The 25,317-nt window shown below is 29.9% G+C and carries 26 protein-coding genes; 11 read left to right on the top strand and 15 right to left on the bottom strand.

The window, feature by feature from the left end; translation table 11 throughout:
- Positions 1 to 212: 212 nt before the first annotated feature.
- On the top strand, positions 213 to 1,310 hold the full coding sequence (gene prfB / locus H2279_RS07520) for a peptide chain release factor 2 (protein ID WP_337196131.1): 1,098 nt from the start codon (positions 213 to 215) through the stop codon (positions 1,308 to 1,310).
- 2 nt (positions 1,311 to 1,312) lie between these two features.
- Here the strand turns inward: prfB and truD are convergent, their stop codons facing one another.
- The gene (gene truD / locus H2279_RS07515; RefSeq protein ID WP_337196130.1) at positions 1,313 to 2,431 is read right to left on the bottom strand and encodes a tRNA pseudouridine(13) synthase TruD; all 1,119 of its coding nucleotides are present in this window, start codon (positions 2,429 to 2,431) and stop codon (positions 1,313 to 1,315) included.
- Entirely contained in the window at positions 2,400 to 3,218 is an 819-nt protein-coding gene (locus H2279_RS07510; protein WP_337196129.1) for a thiamine-phosphate kinase, read from the bottom strand. The genes truD and H2279_RS07510 overlap by 32 nt, the downstream gene beginning before the upstream one ends.
- Before the next feature lie 91 nt (positions 3,219 to 3,309).
- On the opposite strand from H2279_RS07510, the gene H2279_RS07505 reads away from it, so the two are divergent.
- The 10 genes from H2279_RS07505 (at position 3,310) to H2279_RS07460 (ending at position 10,968) form a co-directional block, all read left to right on the top strand.
- A complete protein-coding gene (locus H2279_RS07505; RefSeq protein ID WP_337196128.1) occupies positions 3,310 to 4,383 on the top strand; it encodes an HdrB C-terminal domain-containing protein in 1,074 nt (357 codons plus the stop codon).
- Positions 4,380 to 4,763 (top strand): ornithine carbamoyltransferase, encoded by a 384-nt coding sequence (locus H2279_RS07500; RefSeq protein WP_137624500.1) that lies wholly within the window; start codon positions 4,380 to 4,382, stop codon positions 4,761 to 4,763. The genes H2279_RS07505 and H2279_RS07500 overlap by 4 nt, the downstream gene beginning before the upstream one ends.
- On the top strand, positions 4,756 to 5,418 hold the full coding sequence (locus tag H2279_RS07495; RefSeq protein ID WP_137624501.1) for an RsmD family RNA methyltransferase: 663 nt from the start codon (positions 4,756 to 4,758) through the stop codon (positions 5,416 to 5,418). Before H2279_RS07500 ends, H2279_RS07495 begins: the two co-directional genes overlap by 8 nt.
- A 71-nt stretch (positions 5,419 to 5,489) precedes the next feature.
- Entirely contained in the window at positions 5,490 to 6,536 is a 1,047-nt protein-coding gene (locus H2279_RS07490) for a flagellar basal body P-ring protein FlgI (protein ID WP_137624502.1), read from the top strand.
- Positions 6,536 to 6,871 (top strand): rod-binding protein, encoded by a 336-nt coding sequence (locus H2279_RS07485; protein WP_337196127.1) that lies wholly within the window; start codon positions 6,536 to 6,538, stop codon positions 6,869 to 6,871. The genes H2279_RS07490 and H2279_RS07485 overlap by 1 nt, the downstream gene beginning before the upstream one ends.
- Before the next feature lie 66 nt (positions 6,872 to 6,937).
- Positions 6,938 to 7,135 (top strand): flagellar biosynthesis anti-sigma factor FlgM, encoded by a 198-nt coding sequence (locus tag H2279_RS07480; protein WP_337196126.1) that lies wholly within the window; start codon positions 6,938 to 6,940, stop codon positions 7,133 to 7,135.
- Between the two features lie 40 nt (positions 7,136 to 7,175).
- On the top strand, positions 7,176 to 7,610 hold the full coding sequence (locus H2279_RS07475; protein ID WP_200283576.1) for a flagellar protein FlgN: 435 nt from the start codon (positions 7,176 to 7,178) through the stop codon (positions 7,608 to 7,610).
- An 11-nt stretch (positions 7,611 to 7,621) separates the two neighbouring features.
- Positions 7,622 to 9,448 (top strand): flagellar hook-associated protein FlgK, encoded by a 1,827-nt coding sequence (gene flgK, locus H2279_RS07470; protein WP_337196125.1) that lies wholly within the window; start codon positions 7,622 to 7,624, stop codon positions 9,446 to 9,448.
- A 9-nt stretch (positions 9,449 to 9,457) separates the two neighbouring features.
- Positions 9,458 to 10,222 (top strand): TIGR02757 family protein, encoded by a 765-nt coding sequence (locus H2279_RS07465; RefSeq protein ID WP_137624507.1) that lies wholly within the window; start codon positions 9,458 to 9,460, stop codon positions 10,220 to 10,222.
- Complete coding sequence (locus H2279_RS07460) at positions 10,204 to 10,968, top strand: TSUP family transporter (protein WP_337196124.1); 765 nt, start codon at positions 10,204 to 10,206, stop codon at positions 10,966 to 10,968. The genes H2279_RS07465 and H2279_RS07460 overlap by 19 nt, the downstream gene beginning before the upstream one ends.
- 19 nt (positions 10,969 to 10,987) lie before the next feature.
- On the opposite strand, the gene H2279_RS07455 is transcribed toward H2279_RS07460, so the two are convergent.
- The 13 genes from H2279_RS07455 to H2279_RS07395 all read right to left on the bottom strand — a co-directional run bounded on the left by H2279_RS07455 (position 10,988) and on the right by H2279_RS07395 (position 24,916).
- Positions 10,988 to 12,166, bottom strand: coding sequence for a type II secretion system F family protein (locus H2279_RS07455; RefSeq protein WP_337196123.1), 1,179 nt, complete (start codon positions 12,164 to 12,166; stop codon positions 10,988 to 10,990).
- The gene (locus H2279_RS07450; protein WP_337196122.1) at positions 12,153 to 13,709 is read right to left on the bottom strand and encodes a GspE/PulE family protein; all 1,557 of its coding nucleotides are present in this window, start codon (positions 13,707 to 13,709) and stop codon (positions 12,153 to 12,155) included. The genes H2279_RS07455 and H2279_RS07450 overlap by 14 nt, the downstream gene beginning before the upstream one ends.
- Complete coding sequence (locus tag H2279_RS07445; RefSeq protein WP_137623029.1) at positions 13,702 to 14,283, bottom strand: CDC27 family protein; 582 nt, start codon at positions 14,281 to 14,283, stop codon at positions 13,702 to 13,704. Before H2279_RS07445 ends, H2279_RS07450 begins: the two co-directional genes overlap by 8 nt.
- Positions 14,280 to 14,876 (bottom strand): ATP-binding protein, encoded by a 597-nt coding sequence (locus H2279_RS07440; protein WP_337196121.1) that lies wholly within the window; start codon positions 14,874 to 14,876, stop codon positions 14,280 to 14,282. Before H2279_RS07440 ends, H2279_RS07445 begins: the two co-directional genes overlap by 4 nt.
- Positions 14,869 to 16,287: a pilus (MSHA type) biogenesis protein MshL gene (mshL, locus tag H2279_RS07435; protein ID WP_337196120.1), complete on the bottom strand. Its 1,419-nt coding sequence runs from the start codon at positions 16,285 to 16,287 to the stop codon at positions 14,869 to 14,871. Before mshL ends, H2279_RS07440 begins: the two co-directional genes overlap by 8 nt.
- Complete coding sequence (locus H2279_RS07430) at positions 16,265 to 16,603, bottom strand: transformation system protein (protein WP_442862194.1); 339 nt, start codon at positions 16,601 to 16,603, stop codon at positions 16,265 to 16,267. The genes mshL and H2279_RS07430 overlap by 23 nt, the downstream gene beginning before the upstream one ends.
- 8 nt (positions 16,604 to 16,611) lie before the next feature.
- Positions 16,612 to 20,172, bottom strand: a complete 3,561-nt coding sequence (nifJ, locus tag H2279_RS07425) for a pyruvate:ferredoxin (flavodoxin) oxidoreductase (RefSeq protein ID WP_137623032.1) — start codon at positions 20,170 to 20,172, stop codon at positions 16,612 to 16,614.
- A 77-nt stretch (positions 20,173 to 20,249) separates the two neighbouring features.
- Positions 20,250 to 20,897, bottom strand: a complete 648-nt coding sequence (locus H2279_RS07420) for an HAD family hydrolase (RefSeq protein ID WP_137623033.1) — start codon at positions 20,895 to 20,897, stop codon at positions 20,250 to 20,252.
- A complete protein-coding gene (locus H2279_RS07415; protein WP_137623034.1) occupies positions 20,894 to 21,850 on the bottom strand; it encodes an OmpA family protein in 957 nt (318 codons plus the stop codon). The genes H2279_RS07420 and H2279_RS07415 overlap by 4 nt, the downstream gene beginning before the upstream one ends.
- Positions 21,851 to 21,967: 117 nt before the next feature.
- Positions 21,968 to 22,357 (bottom strand): 30S ribosomal protein S9, encoded by a 390-nt coding sequence (rpsI, locus tag H2279_RS07410; RefSeq protein ID WP_137620190.1) that lies wholly within the window; start codon positions 22,355 to 22,357, stop codon positions 21,968 to 21,970.
- A 1-nt stretch (position 22,358) separates the two neighbouring features.
- Complete coding sequence (rplM, locus tag H2279_RS07405; RefSeq protein WP_137621578.1) at positions 22,359 to 22,784, bottom strand: 50S ribosomal protein L13; 426 nt, start codon at positions 22,782 to 22,784, stop codon at positions 22,359 to 22,361.
- A gap of 262 nt (positions 22,785 to 23,046) precedes the next feature.
- Positions 23,047 to 24,258 carry a BspA family leucine-rich repeat surface protein gene (locus H2279_RS07400; protein ID WP_337196119.1) on the bottom strand — a complete coding sequence of 404 codons (1,212 nt, stop codon included), beginning with the start codon at positions 24,256 to 24,258 and terminating at the stop codon, positions 23,047 to 23,049.
- Between the two features lie 73 nt (positions 24,259 to 24,331).
- On the bottom strand, positions 24,332 to 24,916 hold the full coding sequence (locus H2279_RS07395) for a BspA family leucine-rich repeat surface protein (RefSeq protein ID WP_337196118.1): 585 nt from the start codon (positions 24,914 to 24,916) through the stop codon (positions 24,332 to 24,334).
- Positions 24,917 to 25,317: the final 401 nt, after the last annotated feature.

Raw genomic sequence — 25,317 nt, 5'->3', positions numbered from 1 at the left:
AAAAATAAAAAAGCATAATTTTTCATCTAAGATTGAATTTGATTATTTTTGAAAGGTATTTTTGTATTTTTCAAATAAATTTAAAATTCAAGAAAAATAATCCCAAGCAACTTTGATGATGGTTATACCCACTACGATTAAAAATAGACTTAGCTTATTTTTTGATAAAATTTGTTAAAATTGCATAAAATTAACTTTAGAAAGAAATTTTTATGGATAATTATGAATTTAGCGAACTACTAAAAACTCTTAAAAATAAAGTAGGCAATATAGCCTCTATCATCAAACCACAAAGCATTCAAGAAAGGCTTAAGGAAATTGAAGAGCTAGAAAATTCTCCTTCTTTTTGGAACGATGTTAAACAAGCTGGAATTATCGGAAAAGAAAAAACTAAAATTGCAAATTTATTAAAAAAATACGAAGAAGCTTTATCTGCCGTTGATGATGCAAGCGAACTTTTTGATTTAGCTAATGCAGAAAACGATATGCAAACCTTAGAAGCTTTATTTAATGATGCACCAAAGCTTGAAGATACGATAACAAGCCTTGAAATTTCCATGCTTTTAAGTGGAGAAAATGATAGCAAAAACGCAATTGTTTCCATTCATCCAGGAGCAGGTGGAACAGAAAGCAATGACTGGGCAAGTATGCTTTATAGAATGTATTTAAGATTTTGCGAAAGGGAAGGATTTAAGGTTGAAACTCTTGACTTTCAAGAAGGCGATGAAGCAGGACTTAAAGACGTAAGCTTTTTGGTTAAAGGTGATAATGCTTATGGTTATTTAAAGGCTGAAAATGGAATTCATCGCTTAGTAAGAACTTCTCCTTTTGATAGTGCCGGACGTCGTCATACAAGCTTTTCAAGTGTTATGGTAAGTCCTGAACTTGATGATGACATAGAGATTGAAATCGAAGAAAAAGATATCAGGATTGATTATTATCGTGCTAGTGGTGCAGGCGGACAGCACGTCAATAAAACAGAATCAGCCGTTAGAATCACACATTTTCCAACAGGAATAGTCGTGCAATGCCAAAACGATAGAAGCCAACATAAAAACAAAGCAACCGCTTTTAAAATGCTAAAATCTCGCCTTTATGAGCTTGAACTCATGAAACAACAAGATAGTGCAAATTCTGGCGAAAAAAGCGAGATAGGCTGGGGACATCAAATCCGCTCTTACGTGCTTTTTCCTTATCAGCAAGTCAAAGACAATCGCAGCGGAGAAGCTTTTTCTCAAGTAGATAATATCTTAGATGGAGATATCAAAAAAATGATTGAAGGCGTTTTGATCGCTTTAAAAGCAGAGTGATTTTATTCGAATAAATTTTTATGCAAAATCTCCTCTAAAATCACCGTAGCATAAGAGCCTTTTTGTAAGAAAAATTCTATACAAAAATGTGCTTTTTGCTCTTCGTATCGCCACTTAACATCCTCCAAATACCCCCACATAAAGCGTCTTGAACCTTGCATTTTAGTTTTAAACTCCCAAGCATCTTTGAAAATTTCATTCTCTAAATTTAAAGCCAAGCCTTCTTTAGCTTCATACGCTTTTGCACCTATTAAAAGTCCCATAGCGCTAATATCTCTTGCCTTAAAACGCTTAATCTCACTTTCTAAATCTTCGCATAAAAAACATTTTCCAAAAGGATAGTGCCCTAAAACCTCACCTTTTAAGAGCTTGAAAAAATGATCTTGTTTTTTTAAGCTCTTAACTTCTTCTTTGGAGATATGATAAATTTGCATAAGCTCTTTTTCGCTAAATTCTTTTGAAAAATGCGATAATTCCACTCTTTTACTCAAATAACGATTAAAAAGTTCGCTTTGAAAAGCTGAAATTAAAAATTCTTTCATTTTGACATTTTTCATTTTTTTGCCACGTAAAATTTCAAGTCCTTCTTTATAATTATCTCCAAATTTACCAAAACGCTGATATCCAAAATAATTAGCAAAACCTTGTTTATCTAAGTTAATAATAGCCTGTTCAAGTTTTAAAGCATCACTTGGTAAAACTTTTTTCAAGCGGATAAAAAAAGAATTGCCTTTTAAATGCCCTATTCTTAATTTATTTTCATGGGTAAAAGTTTCTAAAATTTTTAATTTTGGATGAGAAAAATTGTTTAAAGTATATTCAAATTTTTTAGGCATAGAAATATACTGAAAGGTTGATCCTTGCTTATCCTTAAGTCCAGCATAACCAAAATCGCGTATTTTTACCCCGCTAACTTCACTTAAAATTCTTAAAGCTTCGTTGGTACTTAAATCTTTTTTGTTAATGTGTAAAATGAGATGCTCACCTTTGCCATTAAATTCGTACAAAGCTTTTTCACGCACCACAAAATCATCACTATTTTTGCTAAAATACGCATTAATAGGAGCGTGTTTTAAACTATATAAAGGCTTAAAAATGGTGTTCTCTTCCATTAAATTCATACTTTCCTTTCACTGCTTTTCCAAAGATATTTAATTTCACACGATGTTTTTTTGCAATTTGTTCTATCTTAAAACGTTGCATTTCATCAAAAGCAAATAAAATTTCATATTCTTCTCCACTATAAAGAGTATAATCATCTAAATTTTTTAACCATTCAATGCCACATTTATTTTTTGCTAAAAGTCTCGATAAGTCTTTACTCAAGCCATCTGAAATATCCATAGCACAAGAAATAAAAGGAGTAATTTCATAAAAAAAATCTTGTCTTAATTTAGGTTTTATAAAACGATGGTTTAAATTTAATTTACCACCATTTTGCAAAATTTCAAGTCCTTTTAAACTCTCTCCCAAATTTCCCGTATAAGCTAGCAAATGTCCTTTTTTTAAGCCTTTTCTAAACACAGTTTTTTCTCTAATCTTAGAGATAATAGTAACGCTGATATCGATTTTATGATTATAAATCGTATCGCCGCCTATGATTTTTATACCGAATTTTTTTGCTGTTTTTAAAAAACCTTTTTGTAAAGTTTTGATTTCTTCATTGCTTAAATTAGGTAAAGCAAGTCCTAAAAGTGCGTATTTTGGCTCAGCATTCATCACAATAGCATCAGAAATATTTACCAGCATTGCCTTAGTAGCAATTTGCTCCAAAGTAAGCCATTCTCTTTTAAAATGCACATTTTCAAAAAATAAATCTTTACTATAACACCATTGATCAACAATAGCACCATCATCGCCATTTTTTTCATTTAAAAAAGCATGAATTATAAAATCTTCTTTATTCATAAAAAAATTTTATGAAATTTCTTTTTAAATTCTATTAAATTTTAATTTTTTTTTATATAATATTTATCCTAAAGATATCAAGGAAAAAATTATGAGAAATTTAGAACTTAGACTTTTTAGATTTGATAAAAATAAAGATTATGAGAGTTATTATAAACCTTATGTTTATAGCAACTATGAAAATTTTGCCACTCTTTATGATTTACTTTTACAAGTGCAAGATGATGATATTTATTTCGAATTTGAAAAAAATGAGAATTCTCATATAGTTGTTAATAAACAAATTTTACCTCTTAATACCCCTTTGGAAGAGTTGATTAAAAAGCATGATTTTAATCTTATTATTGAACCGCTAAGTACAAAAAGATCGATAAAAGACTTGATCATCAATAAGGATGATTTTTTAAGCAAATACAAATACCTTGCTCCATTTGGCAACGAAGAAGATAAAAAATTTTATGAAAAATACGACTATCTATATTATGCCAATGAAATTTTAGAATTTCTTCCTGAGTATATGGGAGATGCTTTATTTTACCTTGCGTTTGAAATGATCAAAAAATATCCAGATAAAAAAGTGGAAATTTTAAAAGCGATTTCTGATCCTGAAAAAGGAATCTTTTATCATATTAATGGCACTAATGAAAAAGTAGAAAATGTGATTGAAAATTTAAAAAAAGAAATTTTAAATTTAGGACTTTTTGATGAAGATTTATTGCATTTTAATTTACCTAAAAATAGTGCTTTTGAAAATGAAATAAAAGAACTTGGGCAAGTCAAGCATGATTTTAGCAATTTCAATATAGCTTTTTATGGTTTTAAGCCTTGTGATAATTTAAGATCAAAAATCAAAGCAAAATTTATTTCATACGAAAATTCTGATAAAAATAATGGCTTTGATCTTTTAAAACTCAATAGCGAACTTAGCTATAAAATGGCGGCAAAAATTCTTTTAGATGCTTATGATAGCGGGAGCGATTTTTTAGTTGTAAAAAATCCTAAAGATTTTTATATGTTTGATACTTGTGCTAAAAAACTTATGAGTATAAGCAATAGAGATTTTAAAGATTTTTACATTTTAAGCCATTTAGAATTTTTATCTTTAATTCAAGGTATTAAAAACCCGTCTTTGCAAAATCATGAATTAAAAGTAACCTTGATATGAAAATTTCTTTAGAATGTAAAGATATCATTATAGAAAGAGCTTTGGCTCTTTTTTTAAAAGAACACTTAGTGATGAAAAAAGATTGTGATTTTATCATTAGTGATGAAAAAATTCCCTCAAGCAAACCTTTATTTCTTATAGCTGCTAATTCTCCTTTTTTGAGTGTGCCTTTTAGCAAGGAAGCTTTGTTTAAATCTTTAAATGATTTTGACAATGCCTTAAAAACAACCGCTCAAAAACTCGCGGATGAAAAAAGAAAAATTTTAGAAGCAAAAATTGACTCCATAGCAGAAGAATTTAGAAAAGATTATCAAACAAAAATAGATCTTGCCATTAGCGAACTTAAAGATAAACTTGTTAAAGCTTTGATACATGAGTGAAGATTTTATTCGTGTAAAAGATTTTTTAAAAGAATATCAAAAAATCTCAGATTCAAAAAATAAAAAAAATCAAACAATAAAAATTTATACCTTTATAGAAAGTGGGCAATACAAAGGAAAAAAACTTCTTTTGCCTTCACTTGAAAAAACAAGAAGCACTAAAAGTATAGTAAAAGCTTGTGTTTTTAATGTCATAAGACAAAATTTAAGAAATAAAATTTTTATAGAAGCTTTTGGAGGAAGTGCTTTGATGGCGGCTGAAGCTTTAAGCAATTTTGCCTTAAAATCTTATGCGATCGAGCTTGATAAGAATGCTTATAAAATCGCGATTCAAAATTCTAAAATCGATCAAAATTTAAATGTGATACAAGGAAATACTTTTGAAATTTTACCTCAGCTGATCGAAAAATTAACTCAAGAAAATATTCCTATTTTTCTTTATCTTGATCCACCTTTTGATATCAGAAAAGGTTTTGAAAAAATTTATGAAGACATTGAAAATCTTTTAAAAAATCTTAACCGAAAAAATATAGAAAAAATCATTTTTGAACATCATTCTAAAATAGAACTCCCACAAAACATAGAAGAATTTCAAAAAAACAAATCCAAAAAATTTGGTCTAACCACTCTTAGTTTTTACGAAAACACTCTTTAAAATTAAACTCTTAAAATTGGAACACTTTTTGCTTTATTTCTATGTAATAACATAGATTAAAGGAATAATCCATGAGAGTTTTAATGCTTTTTTTACTCTTTATGACAAATATTTTTGCAATACAAATCAAGGATGTAGCAAACACTGTAGGTGTTAGAGATAATCAACTTATAGGTTATGGACTTGTGGTTGGTCTTAATGGTAGTGGAGATGGTACAAGTTCTAAATTTACTCTACAATCAGTATCCAATCTTTTACAAGGTATGAATATCAAAGTAGATCCAGCAGATATCAAATCAAAAAATACAGCCGCCGTAATGGTAACAGCAAAACTTCCAGCTTTTGCCAAAAGTGGAGATAAGCTTGATATTACAGTATCTTCTTTAGGGGATGCAAAATCTTTACAAGGTGGAACGCTTTTGCTCACTGCACTTCGTGGAATTGACGGAGAAATTTATGCAATCGCACAAGGATCAATTTCAACCGGAGGACTCACAGCTAGACCAGGTGGCGCAGGTAGCCATTCTACAGCAGCAACTGTGATGGGCGGAGCTAATGTAGAAAGAGAAATTCCACAAAATTTCAGCCAAAACAATGATTTAACTTTAAGTTTAAAAGTAGCTGATTTTCAAACTGCTAGCAATATAGAAAGAGTGTTAAATAATGTTTTTGGAGAAGATGTTGCTAAAGCGATTGACTCACGCACTATAAAACTTAAAAAGCCAGAAGATCTTTCAAATGTAGATTTTATGGCAAGAGTTTTAAATCAAGATATAGCTTATACTCCAGAAAGCAAAGTGATTATCGATGAAAGAACAGGAACGGTGATCGCAGGTGTTGATGTAGAGGTTGAACCTGTATTGATCACTCATAAAGATATCACAATCAAAATTGATCCTAACAATAACACCACCCCAAATCAAAATGAAATTGATATGAAAGATGGTGGTTTTATAGATCCTAGTTCAAATACTTTAAGGATCAATAACACAAAAAGCACGGTTGCAAATATCGCAAGAATGCTTAATAAACTTGGAGCAACTCCAAATGATATTATAGCCATCATGGAAAATTTAAAACGTGCAGGCGCAATTACAGCTGATTTGGAGATTATATAATGAAAGTGGATAATTTTTTAAATACATTCAATATGGATAATGTTTTATTAAATAAAGCGTCAAGAAGTCTAGAAAGTCGTATCAAAATAAATGATAATGATATAGTCACTAAAACCAAAGAAGATGAGGCTTTAAAAGAACAAACCGACGCTTTTGAAGCGTTTTTTTTAAAACAAGTTTTAGACGTGTCTTTAAAATCTCAAAATTCACTTTTTGGAAAAGATGCGAGTGATGAAATTTATTCATCTATGTATAATGACACCATCAGTAAGGCTTTAAGCGGTGGTATGGGTTTTTCAAAATTATTATACGATTTTTTAAAAGAAAGGGGTTAAGTTTTTTAATTTTTAGCCGATATAGTCTGTAGAGGATTATTAATAAAAAATTTCAAGGAGGCAGAAATGATAAATCCTATACAGCAAGGCTACGTGGCAAGTTCCACATTAAACACAGTTCAGACAAATAAAGAAACTAAAACAAACGATACTCAAAAAACAGAGAATGATAAAGCTGCAAAAATTGCAGAACAAATTAAAAATGGCACTTATAAAATCGATACAAGAGCCACAGCTGCTGCTATAGCTGATTCTTTAATTTAAAAAATTTTCTCTCTTTTTTTGAGTAAAAAAAGGAGAGAAAATGCTAAAAAAACATCTTGATGAGGTCAATGCTATCTTAGAAAAATTAATAGCATTGACCCAAGAAGACATTGAAAATATAAAAGTTGCAAAACACGATACTGTTGCACCTAGTGTTGAAGAAAAAAATAAACTGATTTCTGAATTTACAACAGCTAAAAAACAACTCGATGCTGCTTTGGTAGCTTTAAACAATAGCTCCACTAAAGGACTTAGCGAACTACTTGATGAAGAGGATAAAGAAAAATTAGATTTATTGAAAAAAAATCTTCAAACTCTTCATTCTGCTAACAAAGAATACGCCAAATTTGTACTTATCATCAAAGATTTCTTTGATGGTTTAGTCAATAAAATGTTTAATCTTAATGATGGAACGAATAATGCTTATGGTGATAAAAAGACTACACCAGAGTCAATTTTTAAGATTAACGTGTAAGGAATAAGAATATGGGTATTTTTGGAACTTTATATACCGGAGTTACAGGCTTAAAGGCAAGTGAAGTGCAAATTGCAACTACCAGTAATAACATCTCTAACGCAAACGCAACTTTTTATACTCGACAAAGAGTTGTGCAAACAACCAATGGTTATGTTTCATCTAATGGAGTTCAAGTAGGTACAGGTACAGCTATAGAAAGTATTGTTCGTTTGCATGATGAATATTCTTATTTTAAATTAAAAGGAGCTTCAACCCAACTAGAATACACTAAATATATGGCCTCAACCTTACAAGAAATATCAGAACGTTTTCCAGATTTGCAAAATACAGGGATTTTACAAGATTTAGAAAATTACAATAAAGCTTGGAATGATTTTGCATCCAATCCAAATGAAAATGCTACGAAAGTAGCCCTTGTAAAGGCTTCACAAACATTAACAGAAAGCATTAATAATACCTTTTCAACCTTAGATAAAATTCAAAAGAAAATCAATAACGATATCAAATCAACCGTAGATGAAATCAATAGAATCGGTGAAGAAATTGCAACAATAAATAAGCAAATTTATGGTCAAGAAGCTCTTCCAACCGAACACGCAAACGAATTAAGAGATAGAAGAGATGAACTTGAACTCACCCTTTCAAAACTCGTAAGTGCCGTAGCCAGTAAAAATGAAATCAATCAAGATAATCGCTTAGACACAACCATAAATGATCCAGGACATCAATATAATCTTAGCATCGAAGGATTTAGCATAGTTGATGGGATCAATTTTCATCCACTAAAACTTGATTATGATGATAAAAATAAATCTTATAGTATTTATTATGAAACCGCAGATGAAAAAGTAAGAGATCTAACTGGTAAAATTTCAGGAGGACAATTAGGTGCTCAGCTTGATTTACGCGGTAGAAATTACGATAAAAGCAAAGGAAAATATAGCGATGGAATCATACAAGGCTATATGGATTCTTTAGATACTTTTGCCAAAACAATGATCAATGAAACTAACAATCTTTACGCTAGTTCTGCAAAAAGCCCTGTAACTTCTGATTATCTTTCAGGACTTCAAGGCAATATCCCTTTAATGAATTACGATAGAACTATACAACCAGGAAGTTTTGATATCGTCCTTTATGATGAAAAAGGGGATAAAAAAGTTACAAAAACTATCAATATCGATGTTAATACCACTATGGATGATATCGTACGTCAAATCAAAGCCAATACTGACGATAATGGAAACAAAGATCCTAATGATGATGTTGATGATTTGATCAATGTAAGTTTTAGTTATGATCCAACTTCTAATGACGGTTTATTTCAACTGACTGCCAAATCAGGATATAAAATAGCTATAGAAGATAAAGGGACTAATTTTGCAGGTGCTTTTAGCATAGGGGGATTTTTTAGCGGAAATAGCGCAAGTGATATCAAAGTAAAAGATTCTATTTTAAGCGATCCAAGTACAGTAAGAGCTAGTTTAAACGGGGTTGATAGTGGTAATGATATGGCAAACAAAATCATACACCTTCAATATGATAAAGTTAATTTTTACAATGAAGATGGAACTATAGATCAACTGACTATGGAAGAATATTACCGTAAATTTACAGGAAAAATAGGATCTGATGGAGAAAATAACAATGTAGTCAATGCTAGCAATCAAACCTTTTATAATTCTGTGTATAGCGAGTATCAATCTAAAAGCGGAGTCAATACCAACGAAGAACTTGCAGCCTTGATACAATGGCAATCAAGTTACGGAGCTTCTGCGAAAATTGTTACCACTATTGATCAAATGCTAGATACTTTACTAGGAATTAAATCATAACCTAGTAAAATGTCTAATGTGTTAAAAGCAAAGCTAGATGCTTTAATAAAACTAAAAAATACCGATAAAGCTTTATTTGAAAATCCAGATCCTTTGCAAGTTGCCAAAATTTATAAAGATGAATTCATCGCTTTGCTTTGTGCTTTATTTGCCTATGGTAATGCCAAAAATATAGTTAATTTTTTAAATAAACTTGATTTTTCTTTACTTGACTTAAATGAAAAACAAATTAGAAAAAATTTAAAAGGCTTAAAATATCGCTTTCAAAATGAAAGAGATATTGTAGAAATTTTTATCACCCTCTCAAGAGTTAAAAAAGAAATTTCTTTAAATGAACTTTTTACCACGGCTTATCAAAAAAGGCAAAATACCACAGATGCTATCCTTGTTTTTATGAAAAAAATTCAAAAAATCAATACTTATTCTAGCTATGGCTATGATTTTTTCTTTGGAAAAATTTGGCAAAATATGCCAAAATCGCCGCTTAAAAGATATCACATGTATTTTAGATGGATGGTTAGAAAAGACGAGCTTGATCTTGGAATTTTTACCAATATACACACAAAAGATCTTTTAATTCCTCTTGATACTCATCTTTTTAAAATTTCCTTGACTTTAGGACTTTTAAAGCGTAAAATATATGATTATAAAAGCGTGTTAGAACTTACTAAAAAGTTAAAAGAATTTGATGCAAATGATCCTATTAAGTATGATTTTGCACTTTATCGTTTAGGGCAAAGCAAGGAGATTGATACATGGGCTTTGAACATTTAGATACAATTTATTATATTATATTATTTTTTGCGGCACTTTTTGCAGGTTTTATAGACTCAATAGTTGGCGGAGGCGGACTCATAACTTTACCGGCACTGATAGCTTGTGGAATTCCTGCACATTTATCCATCGCAACCAATAAAGTCCAAAGTGTATGCGGAGCTTTTACCGCAACAATCACTTATTTTAAATCCACAACCCTACCCCATCTAGCTTGGGGGATATTTTTTACCGCAGTAGGTGCTATCTTAGGAAGTTATAGCGTACTTTTTGTTAAGGATGAAAATTTAAAAATCATTATTTTAATCTGCTTGACTTTAACTTTTTTATACACGGCCTTACGTCCAAATTTGGGAAAATATGAAAACAATCCAAAAATTAAAAATATTAAATTTTTTTATCTTATTTGTGGCTTGACTTTAGGTTTTTATGATGGCTTTTTAGGTTCTGGAACCGGATCTTTTTGGATATTTGCTTGTGTAACCTTGCTTGGCTTTAATATGAAAAAAGCAAGCATGAATACAAAGATCTTAAATTTCACAAGCAATATCATCGCCTTAATCATTTTCCTATGGCAATATGAGGTTTTATGGAAAGTAGGATTAATCATGGCTGTTGGACAGATTTTAGGAGCTTTTCTAGGCTCTAAACTTGTATTAAAGAGCAATGGAAAATTTATCAAAAGTCTATTTTTAATCGTAGTGGGCATAACTATCATCAAAGTTGCTTGGGATTATTTTTCTTGAAAATTTTTAATTTTATAAATTATAAATTCGCTCCAGAGCTAAGTTCCCATATAGGCAGAAAAATACCAAGGGCTAGCAATAAAACAAGTATTGCTACAAATAAAGTCATTAAAGGCTCAAGTAAAACTAAAAATCTATCCATAAGATTTTGCATTTTGTTTTCATAATATTTTGAAATTTCCTCAGTTAAAAATTCAAGTTTAGAACTTTTCATCGCAATATTTAACATAGAAAGCACCAAAGGATCAAACACATCTATTTTCTTAAAAGCATGAGTAATTTCAAGTCCAGAATCCATAAAAGATAAAAGTTTTTTATATTTTAAAATAATTAGCTTATTTTCAAGTCCCAAAATCGCTAAATTAAAAGCCTTAGAAAGTGAAATTCCATTTTTTAAAAGTAAAGAAAAAACCATAAAAAAATAATAATTTTGACTATAAATAATGAAATTTGAAAATAAAGGTATTTTTAAAAAGATAAAATCGCAAATATAAGCAAAAAAATAAGATTTTTTATACATAAAATAAACAAAGATAAAAACAAACACCGATAAAAAGGTAAATATCGCGATATAATTTTGTAAAAAATCATAAATTTGAAGCATGATGGTAGTTATGAAAGGCAAGTTAATATTTAAATTTTCAAATAAATCTTTAAAATTAGGTATCACATAAAGCATCAAAAAAATAAAAGCCACGCAAACACTAACAAAAACAAACAAAGGATATCTCATAGCTTTTTTAAATCTCTTTCTATTTTCTAAGCTTTTTTCTCTAAGCATAGCAATTTGCAAAAAATTTTCACTCAATTTTCCAGTGTTTTGTGCTGCTTTTATTAGGGCTAATTCTGCATAATTTAACCCAAAATTAGCGTTTTCAAAAGCAAGATTTAAATTTTGCCCTAAAAGCAAATTATCAAGAACTTTGCTTATACCTTTAAAAGAATGAATTTTTACAAGCTCTTTAAAGGCTTCTTGTATGCTTAATCCAGCTTCGCAAAGCAAGGCTAATTCTTTAAAAAAGAGTATGAAATATTCACTATTTATTTTTTTTAAATAGCTATTTTGTTTTTCTTTAATACTGATAATTTTCCAATTTTTATCCAAAGCTTTAGCTTGTGCAGTGTTTAAATTTTCAGCTCTGATGAGTTTTTTATACTTTTTTTGTGCCTTAATGATTTCAAGCTCATAAAGTTTCATTTAAAACCCTTAAAAGCTCATCTATACTCGTAATACCTTCTCTTGCTTTTTGCAAACCCTGCTCAAACATGCTTTGAAAGCCTTTATTTTTCGCAAGTGCCAAAATTTCACTCTTGCTTTTATTTTCTCTAATGGCCTGAGAAATTTCATCATCTACCCTTAAACACTCACCAACCAATTCTCTACCTATAAATCCACTTTGATGACAATACTCACAACCCCTAGCCTCAAAAAAATTTCCTTGAAATTGCTTGTATTTAGTGCTTTTTTGTTTGCATCTTGGACAAAGCTTTCTGACTAAACGTTGTGCGATAATTAAACTAAGTGCAGAAGCAATTAAATAAGGTTTTGCTTTCATATCTAAAAGTCTATCTATCGTAGAAAGCGCATCGTTTGTATGCAAAGTGCTTAAAAGCAAATGTCCGGTTAAAGAAGCTTTTAAAGCTATATCGAGGCTTTCTTCATCTCTAATCTCGCCTATCATAATAATATCGGGATCTTGCCTTAAAATCGCCCTTAAAGCATTATTAAATTCAAATCCTGCTTTAGGATTGAGTAAAATTTGCTGAATTAAAGGCATTTTATATTCTATAGGATCTTCTGCCGTGATGATTTTCTTTTCTATACTCTTTAATGCATTTAAACAAGCGTATAAAGTAGTACTTTTACCACTTCCTGTTGGACCTGTAAGTAAAATCATCCCATGAGGAGATTTTAAAGCTTTTTTTAAAATCTCAATATTTTTCTTTCCTAAATTTAACTTTTCAAGCTCTAAAATTTCTTTATTGTGCTTTAAAATCCTTATAACCACACTTTCACCGTTTGATAAAGGCAAAGATGAAATTCTAAAATCGTATTTTTCTTCTTTAAATTTAAGCTCAAAACTACCATCTTGAGCTTTTCTTGATTCTGCTACATTCAAATGGGCTAAAAATTTAATATGAAAAATCAAAGCTTCATAAATATCTTTTTCAAGATCAACAAATTTCTTTAAAATACCATCCACTCTAAATCTTATCAAAGCATCATTGATCCTAGATTCTATATGAATGTCACTCGTATTTATTTTAAGCGCTTCTTCAAGGATAAAATAAAAAATTTGACTGATACAAGTTTGGTTTTCTTTTACGCCCTCTTGCCATTCAAGTTTAAGTTTGATGCTTAATTTTTTCAACTCATCTTTAATACGAAGAATGTTTAAAAATTTTAAAATTTTAAACTCATCAGCAAGTGCGATTTCTATTTTTTCAATATTTGTAAAAATTTTTATTTGTTCTAAAAGCTCCAAAGAACAAGGTTTTGCACTGACTACATATAAAATATTCTCATTTTTTATCGGCAAAACTTGAAATTTTAAAAGTATATTAAAAGGAAAATTTTCACAAAATTTTTCATCAAATTCATTTAACTCAATAAATTTCATATTTAAAAAAGAGGCTAATTTCTTTAAAAAATCTTCACTTTGTATATTAAAATTTTGATAAATTTGATCAAGATTTATTTTTTGATTTAAATAATCCTCAAATAAATTTTGATCAATCATTCTTTAACTCTTTATCAAATTCAATAAATCCATAAGAATCCAAATAAGCATCTAAAGCTTTTTTAGCTTCATCTTTATGACCTAAGGCTATTTTAGCCTTAGCAAATATCAACCAAGAATCCTCAGCTTTTTTATCTATGTCATTAGCTTTTAACGCCCAAAAAATAGATTTGTTATAATCTTTCATCTTATAATACTCACGAGATAAAATTAAAGCCTTTTCATAGCTAGGATTTTTATAAAAATTATTTTTTAATTTAGCAATATTAAATACTTTAGAATCAATTTGTATCTTAGAGATGGTATGATTATTTTCTTGTATGAGTTTTTCTCTTATTATTTTATTTTTTTCCTGCAAGATCTTAGCTTTTATGATGTTTTGCTCCAACTCTTTTTTATAATTTAAAGCTTCTAAAGATATTGATTTTTGTTTATAATGATTTTGCACAATGAAAAAAATAATGCCAATTAGCAAACCGATAAAAAGAAGATAAAATAAATTTTTAAAAAATTTTTTCAGCAAATATTTTTTATAGGCACTTTCAAGATCACGCACTCTTTCTTGCAAATTCATTTTAAAAATCCATTCTCTAAAGCACAAAGTTTTAGTACATAATCTTGACTTTTTGTGTTTTTAAAATAAAGATTGAGTTCGCAAAAACTTTTAAGCATTTTATCAACATATCTTAAATTTCCTTTGTAAAATTTCATTATTATTTTCATTGCTTTATGAGAAAAATCAATATTGAATTTTAATTGAATATATTGATGAAGCTCTTTAATATTAAGCTTTTCAAGCCAAAAAATTGCCTCGAAACGACTTTTAAAATAATCTTTTTCAAAAAGATCTATTTTTTTATGAGAACTCAATATAAAACTCATTTGATCACTATAAATTCGAATAAGTTCTAATATTTTTTCCTCATACATACCCACTTCATCGAGTATCAAAACATCCTTTTTTCTTTTTTTAACGATGTCTTTAAATTCTTTCTCATCTGAAAAAATTTCATCGATATAATCAATGTCATGATATTTTGCTAATCTTTGCAGTAAAACACTTTTGCCACTCCCGCTCAAACCACAAATTAAGATCAAGGTTTTATGTTTTAAACTCTCATTTATCTTTGAAAAAATTTCTTCCCTTAAATTTACAATTTTATTCATAATGTTTAAATCCTAACTCCCTAAGACTTGGAAAATTAGCATTATCAACTATGGTAGGTGTTATAATAAAAACAATTTCTGTTACATCCGATATCTCCTCATCAGATTTAAATAAAGCCCCTATTAAAGGGATATTAGACAAAAAATTAACAGAATGCTTATTTTCACCATTATTTCTTGAAATAAGCCCACCCAAAATAAGAGTTTGATTGTTTTCAACCTGAACAACGCTTGATAGCTTTTTTTGGATCGTATCTGGAGCGATAGTGCGTGGCTCTTTTTGCCTTTTCTTATCTTCTGGATATTTAAAATCGCTTAAACTTGGGTTGATTCTAAGCATTATTTTGCTATCATCAGAAATTTCTGGCAAAATATTAAGCAAAATTCCTATAAAAATAGAATAATTACTATAACTTTCACTCACCGTTGTTCCATTTTCTGTTCCTTTGGAACTTTCTTTAACTTGATAATTGATCGTATCCCCAACTGAAATAATAGCTTGCTGATTATTTAAAGCCATGAGTTTAGGATTAGAAAGCACATAAGTTTTTCCATTTTGAGAAAGAAAGTTGATAATAGAATCAAAATTTAAATTTGCCCTAAAACCTAAATTTTTCACAAAACCTTGTCCATTTTGAAAATGAATAAAAGAATTTTCACCACTTTTTGTTTTGGAATTAAAATCCAAATTAAAATTTTGCCAATTAATGCCGCTAGAATGGCTTTTATTTAAATTTACAGCGATAATACTAACATCGATAATCACTTGCTTTTTTAAACGATTTTCAAGTTTTTGCAAATATTCTCTAACACGTTCTAATTGAGAATGAGTGCCTGTAACTATTATAATTCCAGCATTTGAATTGACTATGGGTGCTTTTATTTCATAGCTTTCATGAGAAGAATTAAGCAACATAGTGATTTCTTTTTCTATATTTTGCCAAAAATCAAATTTTTCCATGCTTTTAATCATATTATCTTCATTATCTTCAGATGAAGTTTTAAATTCGCTTTGCCTTGGTTTTGCATCCACTGAAGCTTTAGTGATACTTTGACCTTCTCTAACTGAAGTGATATAACTTATTTTAAAAATCTTTGTTTTTAAGGCTGAAATTTTCAAAACCTTGCCGTTAAATTCATAAAATAAATCATGCTCTTTGATAAAAAGATTAAAAATCTCATCTAAACTCATTTGATGTATATTAATATCATTTTGAATGGTTTTTAATTTTTCTTTAGCGATCTTATCTTTTACGATAATACTAAATGAACAATAATTTGCAAGTTCTCTAAGACTTTCTTCCAAACTTGTATTTTCATGGATATTGATATCAAATAAACGTTTTTGGCAATCTAAAGCATAAAGAATTTGAGTAAAAAATAAGATCTTAATAAATATTAATCTTAGCATTGGTTTTAAAATTGATTTTAAAATTTAAATTATCGTATTGTAATACTATATCTTTTTTATTGACTTCAACAATCAAAGCACCGTCAATTCTATCACCTTTTTTATACCAACGATTATTGATTTTTGCTTGATCCAGCATGATAGCTGCTATATTAAGTTTTTTGATTTTCTCAAGGGTAGGATTTAAGAAAGGATTTTGAAGATTTTCAAGATCTACATCGCATTTAGAATTTAAAGATCTGAAATATTCTTCAAAATCATCTTGTGCCATTAAAAAAGTAAAAAACAAACAAATGGCACAAAAAAATCTTTGCATTGCAAATTTTAGTTTTCTAACTCGTTGCTAAAATCAGCCATAGCAATACGTTTTAATTGTCTATAACGACGTTGCGCATCTTTTTTGTTTCTTTCGAACAATTCTTTTGCATGATCTGGGTTTGATTTTTTCAAAGCATTGTAACGAACTTCATTCATTAAAAAGCTTTCATAAAGATCCCATTCAGGCTCTTTACCAGCTAAGGTTAATGGATTTTTTCCTTGCTCTTCTAAACGAGGATCAAAAGTATAAAGTGGCCAATAACCGCATTTTGTAGCAAGCTCACTTTGCTCCCCAGAATAACCAAGACCACCTTTGATACCATGTGCTATACAAGGAGAATAACAAATAACCAAAGAAGGACCATCATAAGCTTCAGCTGCAACCAGTGCTTTAACCAAATGACTATAATTTGCAGCAGAATTAACTTGAGCTACATAAATATAACCATAAGTCATTGCAATTTGACCTAAATCTTTTTTCTGAATAGGCTTACCTGCAGCAGCAAATTGTGCTACGGCGCCAGTACGAGATGATTTAGAGCTTTGACCTCCAGTATTAGAATAAACTTCAGTATCAAGTACTAAGATATTTACATTCTCACCACTTGCTAAAACATGATCAAGGCCACCATATCCAATATCATAAGCCCAACCGTCACCACCGAAGATCCAATGAGATTTTTTGCTTAAATATTGTTTTAAATCTAGAATTTCTTGAACTGCTTTAATATCTTTATTTTGCTCTAAAATTGGAACTAATTTATTTCTAATTTCAACTGAAGCAGTACTATCATTTTTATTTGCAATCCAATCTTTAAAAAGCGCTGCTAAAGCATTAGGCACTTGTTGCATATTTTCATTCATAATGGCTTCAATGCGGTGTCTTGTATTTTCAGTAGCAACCTTCATCCCTAAACCAAATTCTGCATTGTCTTCAAATAAAGAGTTACCCCAAGCAGGACCATGTCCATTTTTAACACTTTTTCTATAAGGAGTAGAAGGAGCTGAAGCACCATAAATTGAGCTACAACCTGTTGCATTAGCAATGATCATTCTTTCCCCGAATAATCTTGTGATCAAGGTAATATAAGGAGTTTCGCCACAACCTGGGCATGCACCATGGAATTCAAACAATGGCTGTGCAAATTGTGCGCCTTTTGTGCTTTCTTTATTTAAAATTTCATCTTTGTAAGTGATTTCTTTAAATAAATAATCAGCATTTTCTTGCTCTCCAAAATCCATTTCTTCTTGAAGTGGAACCATAACTAATGATTTTTCTTTAGTTGGGCACTCATGAACACAAAGCTCGCAACCTGTACAATCAAGAGGAGAAACTTGAATTTTAAAGCTTAGTTTTTCACCTTTAGTTCCTTTAGCCTCTAAAGCGTGTTCTTTCACTCCACGTGGAGCTTTCGCCATTTCTTCATCATTAATTAAGAATGGTCTAATAACCGCATGTGGGCATACAGAAGCACATTGATTACATTGGATACAATTTGCCTCAATCCATCTTGGAACCATAACACCTACACCACGTTTTTCATACTCGGTAGTACCGTGTTCAAAACTTCCATCTTCGTGACCTAAAAATGCTGAAACAGGTAAATCATCACCTTTAGCGGCATTCATAGGTTTAACGATTTTTTCAACAAATTCAGTACCTTTGTAAGCATTAGTTTGTTCTTTTTCTTTGATTTCTAGATTTTTCCAGCTAGGATCTACTTCTACTTTTACAAGTCCATCTGCACCTACATCAATAGCTTTGTAATTCATTTCTACAATAGCATCGCCTTTTTTGCTATAAGATTTATAAGCAAATTCTTTCATATATTTTTGCGCATCTTCATAAGGAATGATTTTTGCAAGTTTAAAGAATGCTGATTGCATAATAGTATTTGTACGATTACCAAGTCCTATATCACGTGCTAATTTTGTTGCATTGATGATGTAGAAATTAATTTCTTTCTCCGCTAAAGTCTTTTTAACAGAATCAGGAATTTGTCTGATAGTTTCTTCAGCACTCCAAATACTATTTAAAAGGAAAGTTCCACCTTTTCTAATTCCTGCTAATACATCATAAAGTTCGAGATAGGCTGCTACTGAACAGGCTATGAAGTGAGGTGTTGATACAAGATAGGTTGAGCGAATTGGTTTTTTAGAGAAACGCAAATGACTTCTTGTATAACCCCCTGATTTTTTAGAATCATACGCAAAATAAGCTTGTGCATAAAAATCAGTTTTATCCCCGATAATTTTAATAGAGTTTTTATTAGCGCCTACTGTTCCATCGGCACCTAAACCATAGAATAAACATTCTATTGTACTTTCGTCTCCAAGAGAAATTTTTTCACCGGTTGGTAAAGATGTATGAGTTACATCATCGACAATACCTACTGTGAAACCATTTTTAGGGTTATCAAGTTTTAAATTTTCAAATACAGCGATCATTTGTGCAGGATCGACATCTTTAGAAGAAAGTCCGTATCTTCCACCTACAATAATTGGTGCATTTTCTCTTCCATAGAAAGCTGATTTTACATCAAGATAAAGTGGTTCTCCTAAGCTACCTGGCTCTTTAGTTCTATCAAGCACTGCGATTTTTTTAACTGATTTTGGCATTACATCAAAGAAATATTTTAAGCTAAATGGTCTATAAAGATAAACTTTGAAAACACCAACTTTTTCACCTTTCGCATTTAAATAATCCACAACTTCTTCAAGAGCTTGAGTTACAGAACCCATAGCAATAATAATGCGATCTGGCTCTTTGTGTCCATAATAAGTAAATGGTTTATATTCTCTACCAGTAATTTTTGAAATTTCTTGCATATATTCATTAACAACATCTGGCAAAGCATCATAAAAACGATTTGCTAATTCTCTAGTTTGGAAATATATGTCATCATTTTGCGCTGTTCCGCGTGTTTTTGGATGCTCTGGATTTAAAGCACCATTTCTAAATTCAAGTAGAGCTTTTCTATCTAACAATCTATCAAAATGTTCATAATCCATCACTTCGACTTTTTGAATTTCATGACTTGTTCTAAAACCATCAAAGAAATGTAAAAATGGAACTCTACCTTTAATCGCAGCTAAATGCGCTACTCCGGCTAAATCCATAGTTTCTTGAACAGAATGAGAACAAAGCATCGCAAAACCAATTTGTCTTGCTGCATAAATATCTTGATGATCCCCAAAAATCGATAAAGCTTGAGATGCTAAAGAACGTGCTGCAACGTGTATAACACAAGGTAAAAGTTGTCCTGCAATTTTATACATATTTGGAATTTTCAATAATAAACCTTGAGATGCAGTATAAGTTGTTGTCAAAGCACCTGCTTGTAACGATCCGTGAACACTACCTGCCGCACCTGCTTCACTTTGCATTTCTACAATTTTTACAGGCACTCCAAATAAATTTTTCTTTCCTGCAGCAGCCCATATATCGGTATAGTCTGCCATAGGGGAACTTGGAGTGATAGGGTAAATACCAGCTACCTCTGTAAAAGCATACGCTGCGTAAGCAGCAGCTTCATTTCCATCCATAGTTTTCATTACTTTACTCATTAAGACCTTCCTTAATCAATATTTTTTATCAGCAAGACTATACTACGAATTCTCTTAAAAGGTGTTTAACAAAAACTTCAAATTTGTTTAATATTTAGTATATGGCAAATTGCTTCGTACGCATTTGGAAAAATTTGAGAATACCTCTTTAATTCATTCTCATCGCCATAACCACAACTTAAAGCGATAGGAGTGATATTAGCCGCTAAAGATGCTTGTACATCCAAAATAGTATCGCCAATCATATAAGCATTTTCTTGAGTTTTGTTTAATTTGTCCAATGCTAAAAGTATAGGTTCTGCATCTGGCTTTGGATTTTTAACATCATCAAGAGTAATTAAAGTTTTAAAAAATTTTTTAATTCCTAAAGATTCAAGCAAAATAGGAGTAAAAGTTCCACCCTTAGTTGTCACTATACCCAAATCAGCAAAATCATAAGCAAGATGTAAAGCTTGATCAGCTTTTGGAAGTAAAGTTGTTTGTTCTAAATAAATTTTAGAATAACATTCACGATAAATTTTAGCAAATTCATCGATCAAATTAAAACAATGAGGATAGAGCATCGCAAACATATTTTTTAACGGATGGCCTATAAGATCTTTAATTTTTTCATCTTCTTTTACATCCAAATTAAGAAATCTTAAGGCATCCTTGAATGAATTTAAGATGGCATTTGTAGAATCTATCAAAGTGCCATCTAAATCAAATAAAATAGTATATTTCATTGTTTTTGCTTGAGTATAAATTTAGCCTCTACTCTTCTATTATCAGCTCTTCCTTCTTTAGTTGCATTACTAGATCTTGGGTGCTCTTCACCATATCCTATGGTCTTAATACGATTTTTATCAACTCCATATTTTTCAAGCTCTTTAGCAACACTTTGCGCACGTTTTTGTGAAAGTTTTTTATTGTAAGCTTTTGAACCTATATTATCAGTATGTCCTTCGAGTATAGTATTATAATTTTTATTTTCATCTAGGATTTTAGCAATTTTCTTAATTTTTTGGCTAAAAACTGGATTGATATTAGTTTTATTAAACCCAAAATGTCCCTCTAAGGAAATTACTTTTTGTTTGCCACTTTCATCAAGTACATATGTTTCTGCTTGTGTATTTTCTTCAATTTGTCTAGTTTTGGATTCATTTTTTACACTTTGTTTTTTTTCTCCACCAAAACCAAAACTAATACCTAAGGTTGTAACCCAATTATGATTAGCATCATTAAAATTAATTTGATCCCTTGTTTCAAGTCTTAAAGCTAAAGAATCACTTAAACTAAATTTAATTCCTGCTCCATATTGTCCAAATCCGCCGCTTTTATTATCATAGGCAGCATTAGAAAAATTCTCATAACCACCTCCAGCTAGACCATAAAAATAAAATCTTTTATTTAAATCAAATCCTTTGATCGCATTTAAATAAGTTCTAGATATATCTGTAGTTTCATGAGTATTAGCATATTTTACATTAGAATAATACTCAAAACCTAATTCCACTTGATCTAGCCAAAAATTATCAAAATGATAGCCAAGTCGAATTCCAGGGGCATAACGATTTTTCATATCCAAATTACCTTCAAAATAATTATAATTGAAAGTTGGAGTCACTTCAAATTTAATATTTTGATCGGCACCAAATAAAGTACTTACTAAACCTAAACCCAATAATAACCTTTTCATAAAAAATCCTTCAATTGATAATAAATTTTAAATGTAAAGATTATAACATAAAAATAGAAAAAGAGAGAAATAATTAAAGTATAAAAATAAGCAGCGAGAAAAATCTCGCTGTAAAGATTAACGTTTAGAAAATTGTGGGCTTCTTCTTGCTTTGCGACGACCGTATTTTTTACGTTCTACAGTTCTGCTATCTCTTGTTAGAAGTCCTTTTGGTTTTAATAAGGCTCTAAAATCTGCATCCATAGCCGCTAAAGCTCTTGCAATACCATGTCTTAAAGCTTCAGCTTGTGCGCTATAACCACCACCTAGAGTAGTCGCTTTAATATCCATAGAAGTTTCTTGCTTAGTAGCAAGTAAAGGTTGAACCACTTTAAGCTTAATAGCTTCATGTCCGCCAAGCCAAGTATTTAAATCAACACCATTAACGCTGATTTTACCACTACCTGGTTTTACCCAAACTTTTGCAATAGCGGTTTTTCTTTTACCTGTTGCATATGTTGTTGCCATATTATTTTCCTTCTTTAGCAATTTGTGCTGTATGTGGATGCTCACTGCCAGCATATATTTTTAGTTTTTTAAGCATTGCTCTACCCAAATTTGTTTTAGGAAGCATACCTCTAACTGCTAATTTATATAATTTAGCAGGATTTTTTTGAAGTAAATCTCCAAATTTTTCACTTTTTACACTTCCAAAATATCCAGAATGTCTATGATAAAGCTTATCTTCAGCCTTATTAGCACCTGTAAATACAGCTTTTGATGCATTGATAATGATTACATAATCTCCACAATCAACATTAGGTGTAAAACAAGGTTTATTTTTACCTCTTAAAATTGTCGCTACTTCGGTTAAAAGACGACCAAATCTTTTTCCTTCTGCGTCTAAAACAATCCATTCTCGCTTTACTTCGTTTGGCTTTGTTATCTTTGTCATATTTTTTACCTTTGCCAAAAATTTAAAATGTGATTGTATAAAAAATAATCTTAATATTTACTTAATTTAAGTTTAAATAAAGAAATAATAAAATTATGCTAAATGTTTATTTTTTATACAATTTAAACCTTATATAAAAAAAATAATTTTAATAAACCCGCAATATTATTGCAAAATAAGATATAAATTTAATTCACCTCAATAAAAAACTAGGAAATTAATTCTTTAATTTCCTATTAAATATCTTATAAATCAATATTGTTTATTGTTTTGTTTTCGTTTTATACCACTTTGGTGGATTATACTTTAAAGGACATTCTAAAAACGCATTTTTACATTCTTTTAAATTTGCAAGCTCCCAATTATCCAAACATTGATCAAAACAAATAGCTTTTCGAAAAGTTTCTTCCATAGAAATTACTTTGCTTACATTCCAAGTACTTATATCATGATTAAAATAAATTGCCTCTTTAAAACAAGAATTAAAATTTTTTACCTTACTTACATCCCAAGTTTCTATCCCGTTGTAATCTTTACGATAAGAACGCTCAAAAACTTTAGATAAGTCTTTTAGTTTGCTTACATCCAAAAGCCCTAAATTAATCTCATCAATCTTGACAAGCATTTTAAGTAAATTTTTATCATCTATTTTGACCTTTTGATTATTTTTAATCTTTTCTACAATATCGATGAATTTTAAAAGTAAAATAAAATAATCTTTTTTACTCTCATACATTTCTACAAGATCTACGTATTGAACTAAATACTGAGTAAAATCCAAATTCACAAAGCGTTTATCATAATCATTATCTGGGCTTTTTATATTTTTGTGTCTGCCTAAAAATATCATATATTCTAGCAAAGTTTTATTTAAATAAAGATCACTCGTATAGTGATCCAATCTTATTAACTCAACCAATGCAAATATCGAAGGTATAGGGTTTTTTTCATACATGGAATTTTCTACAGTTAAAAAGGTTTCTTCAAATTTAAAATAATTTTTCGTTAAAATATTTTTTGCAATATCCACATGAGCAAAAAATAAATGCTTAAAATCTGCACCATTTTGTATATACAATTTCAGTATATCACATCTTTCTTCTTTACGTTTTTCCAATATATCAAAATCTATTTCTTTACCCATAAAATAAAAATCAAAACGCATAGATTCTGCCCAATATATACCCAAAAATCGTGCGCTTTTGACAAGTTCTTTGTAATTCGCTCCATAACTTATTAAAAGCTTCCCAATATCTGCACGACCATTTGATAATGCCCATTTAAGACAATCTTCAACTTCTTTAGATTCTAAGAGAAAATTTGTATTTTCAGCAAGTTTAGCGATATTTTCTATAATTTCAAAAGGTACAATACAAATACATTCACAACTACAACGTATATAAAGATCATGAATACTATAGTACGATAAATGCATTATCTCATTATATATTTTAGCAAGCTCCGTATTGTTCATTTTTTTCTGTGCGTTTGTATTTTGAAAAACTTTTAATGCTTTGCATAATCTTTCTTTTTGCGTACTAAAAGATTTAATATTCCTTATGATCTTTATCTCTATTATCTTCTATAAGATTTAAAACCGCTAATATTCCGGTATCTGCATTGATTGCTTCATTGAATTCTTTCAACCAAATCGGAGGATTTTTTTCCAAAAGACATCCTTTGAAAATATTTTTATTTTTTCTTAAGATTTCGGTTGAGATTTTCCAAGCATCAAGATTTTGGTTAAATTCCTTACAGTTACAAAACATATTATCCATATCTCTAACCTTACCCATATTCCATGAGCTTATATCGCAATTAAAATTATTACATCCAGAAAACATTTCATGAAAATCTTGACCTTTTCTTACATCCCATTTGCTTAAATCAACATTCATATTTTCACAATGATAAAAACAATCAGAGAAATTTTTAATATGCGAAACATCCCAAGATTCTATCCCGTCAAATCTTTCTCTGTACATAAAAGCACTTTCAAGTGAGTTAAGATATATTAAATTAATACAATCTAGGGCTACTTTAGTGATAAGATAATCTTCTTTATCTTGCGCATATTCTACTAAAAATATAAGTTCTATATTATTCATTGGACAATAAAGTTGATTTTGCATAGCTGGTTTTTTACTAAAAAGCACTTTGGAAAAATTGGAACTTTTAAGCGCCTCTTCTGCATTTTTACCATTTAGTATAGACTTTAATAACTCTTTTAACCTTGCAATACTACAAGTATTTACAGCTTTTTTGCAGCAGCTACATCTGACTCTGACTCGAGAGTTTCCCTTATTCTAATCAATGCAATTCGATAAAAAGATTCTGGAGCCTTATATTTATCATCAAAAAATTCTTTATAAAATAAACTTAAAAACTTTTCGCAAGCTTATATAGCATCTTCAGCGATTGCAATATTTAGATTTTCATTTATCAAACACACCGCTTCAAGTGCTCTAGCATTTTTTATAGCCTCCAAAAACCTTTTATCGCTTATTTTGCTAAATTTTCCAAAGCTTTATCC

The sequence above is a fragment of the Campylobacter sp. B0100352/1 genome (genome assembly GCF_020135855.1).
GTDB classification, from domain to species: domain Bacteria; phylum Campylobacterota; class Campylobacteria; order Campylobacterales; family Campylobacteraceae; genus Campylobacter_D; species Campylobacter_D taeniopygiae.
Note: the sequence above shows the minus strand (reverse complement) of the source record. Positions and strands in the feature narration are given on the sequence as shown.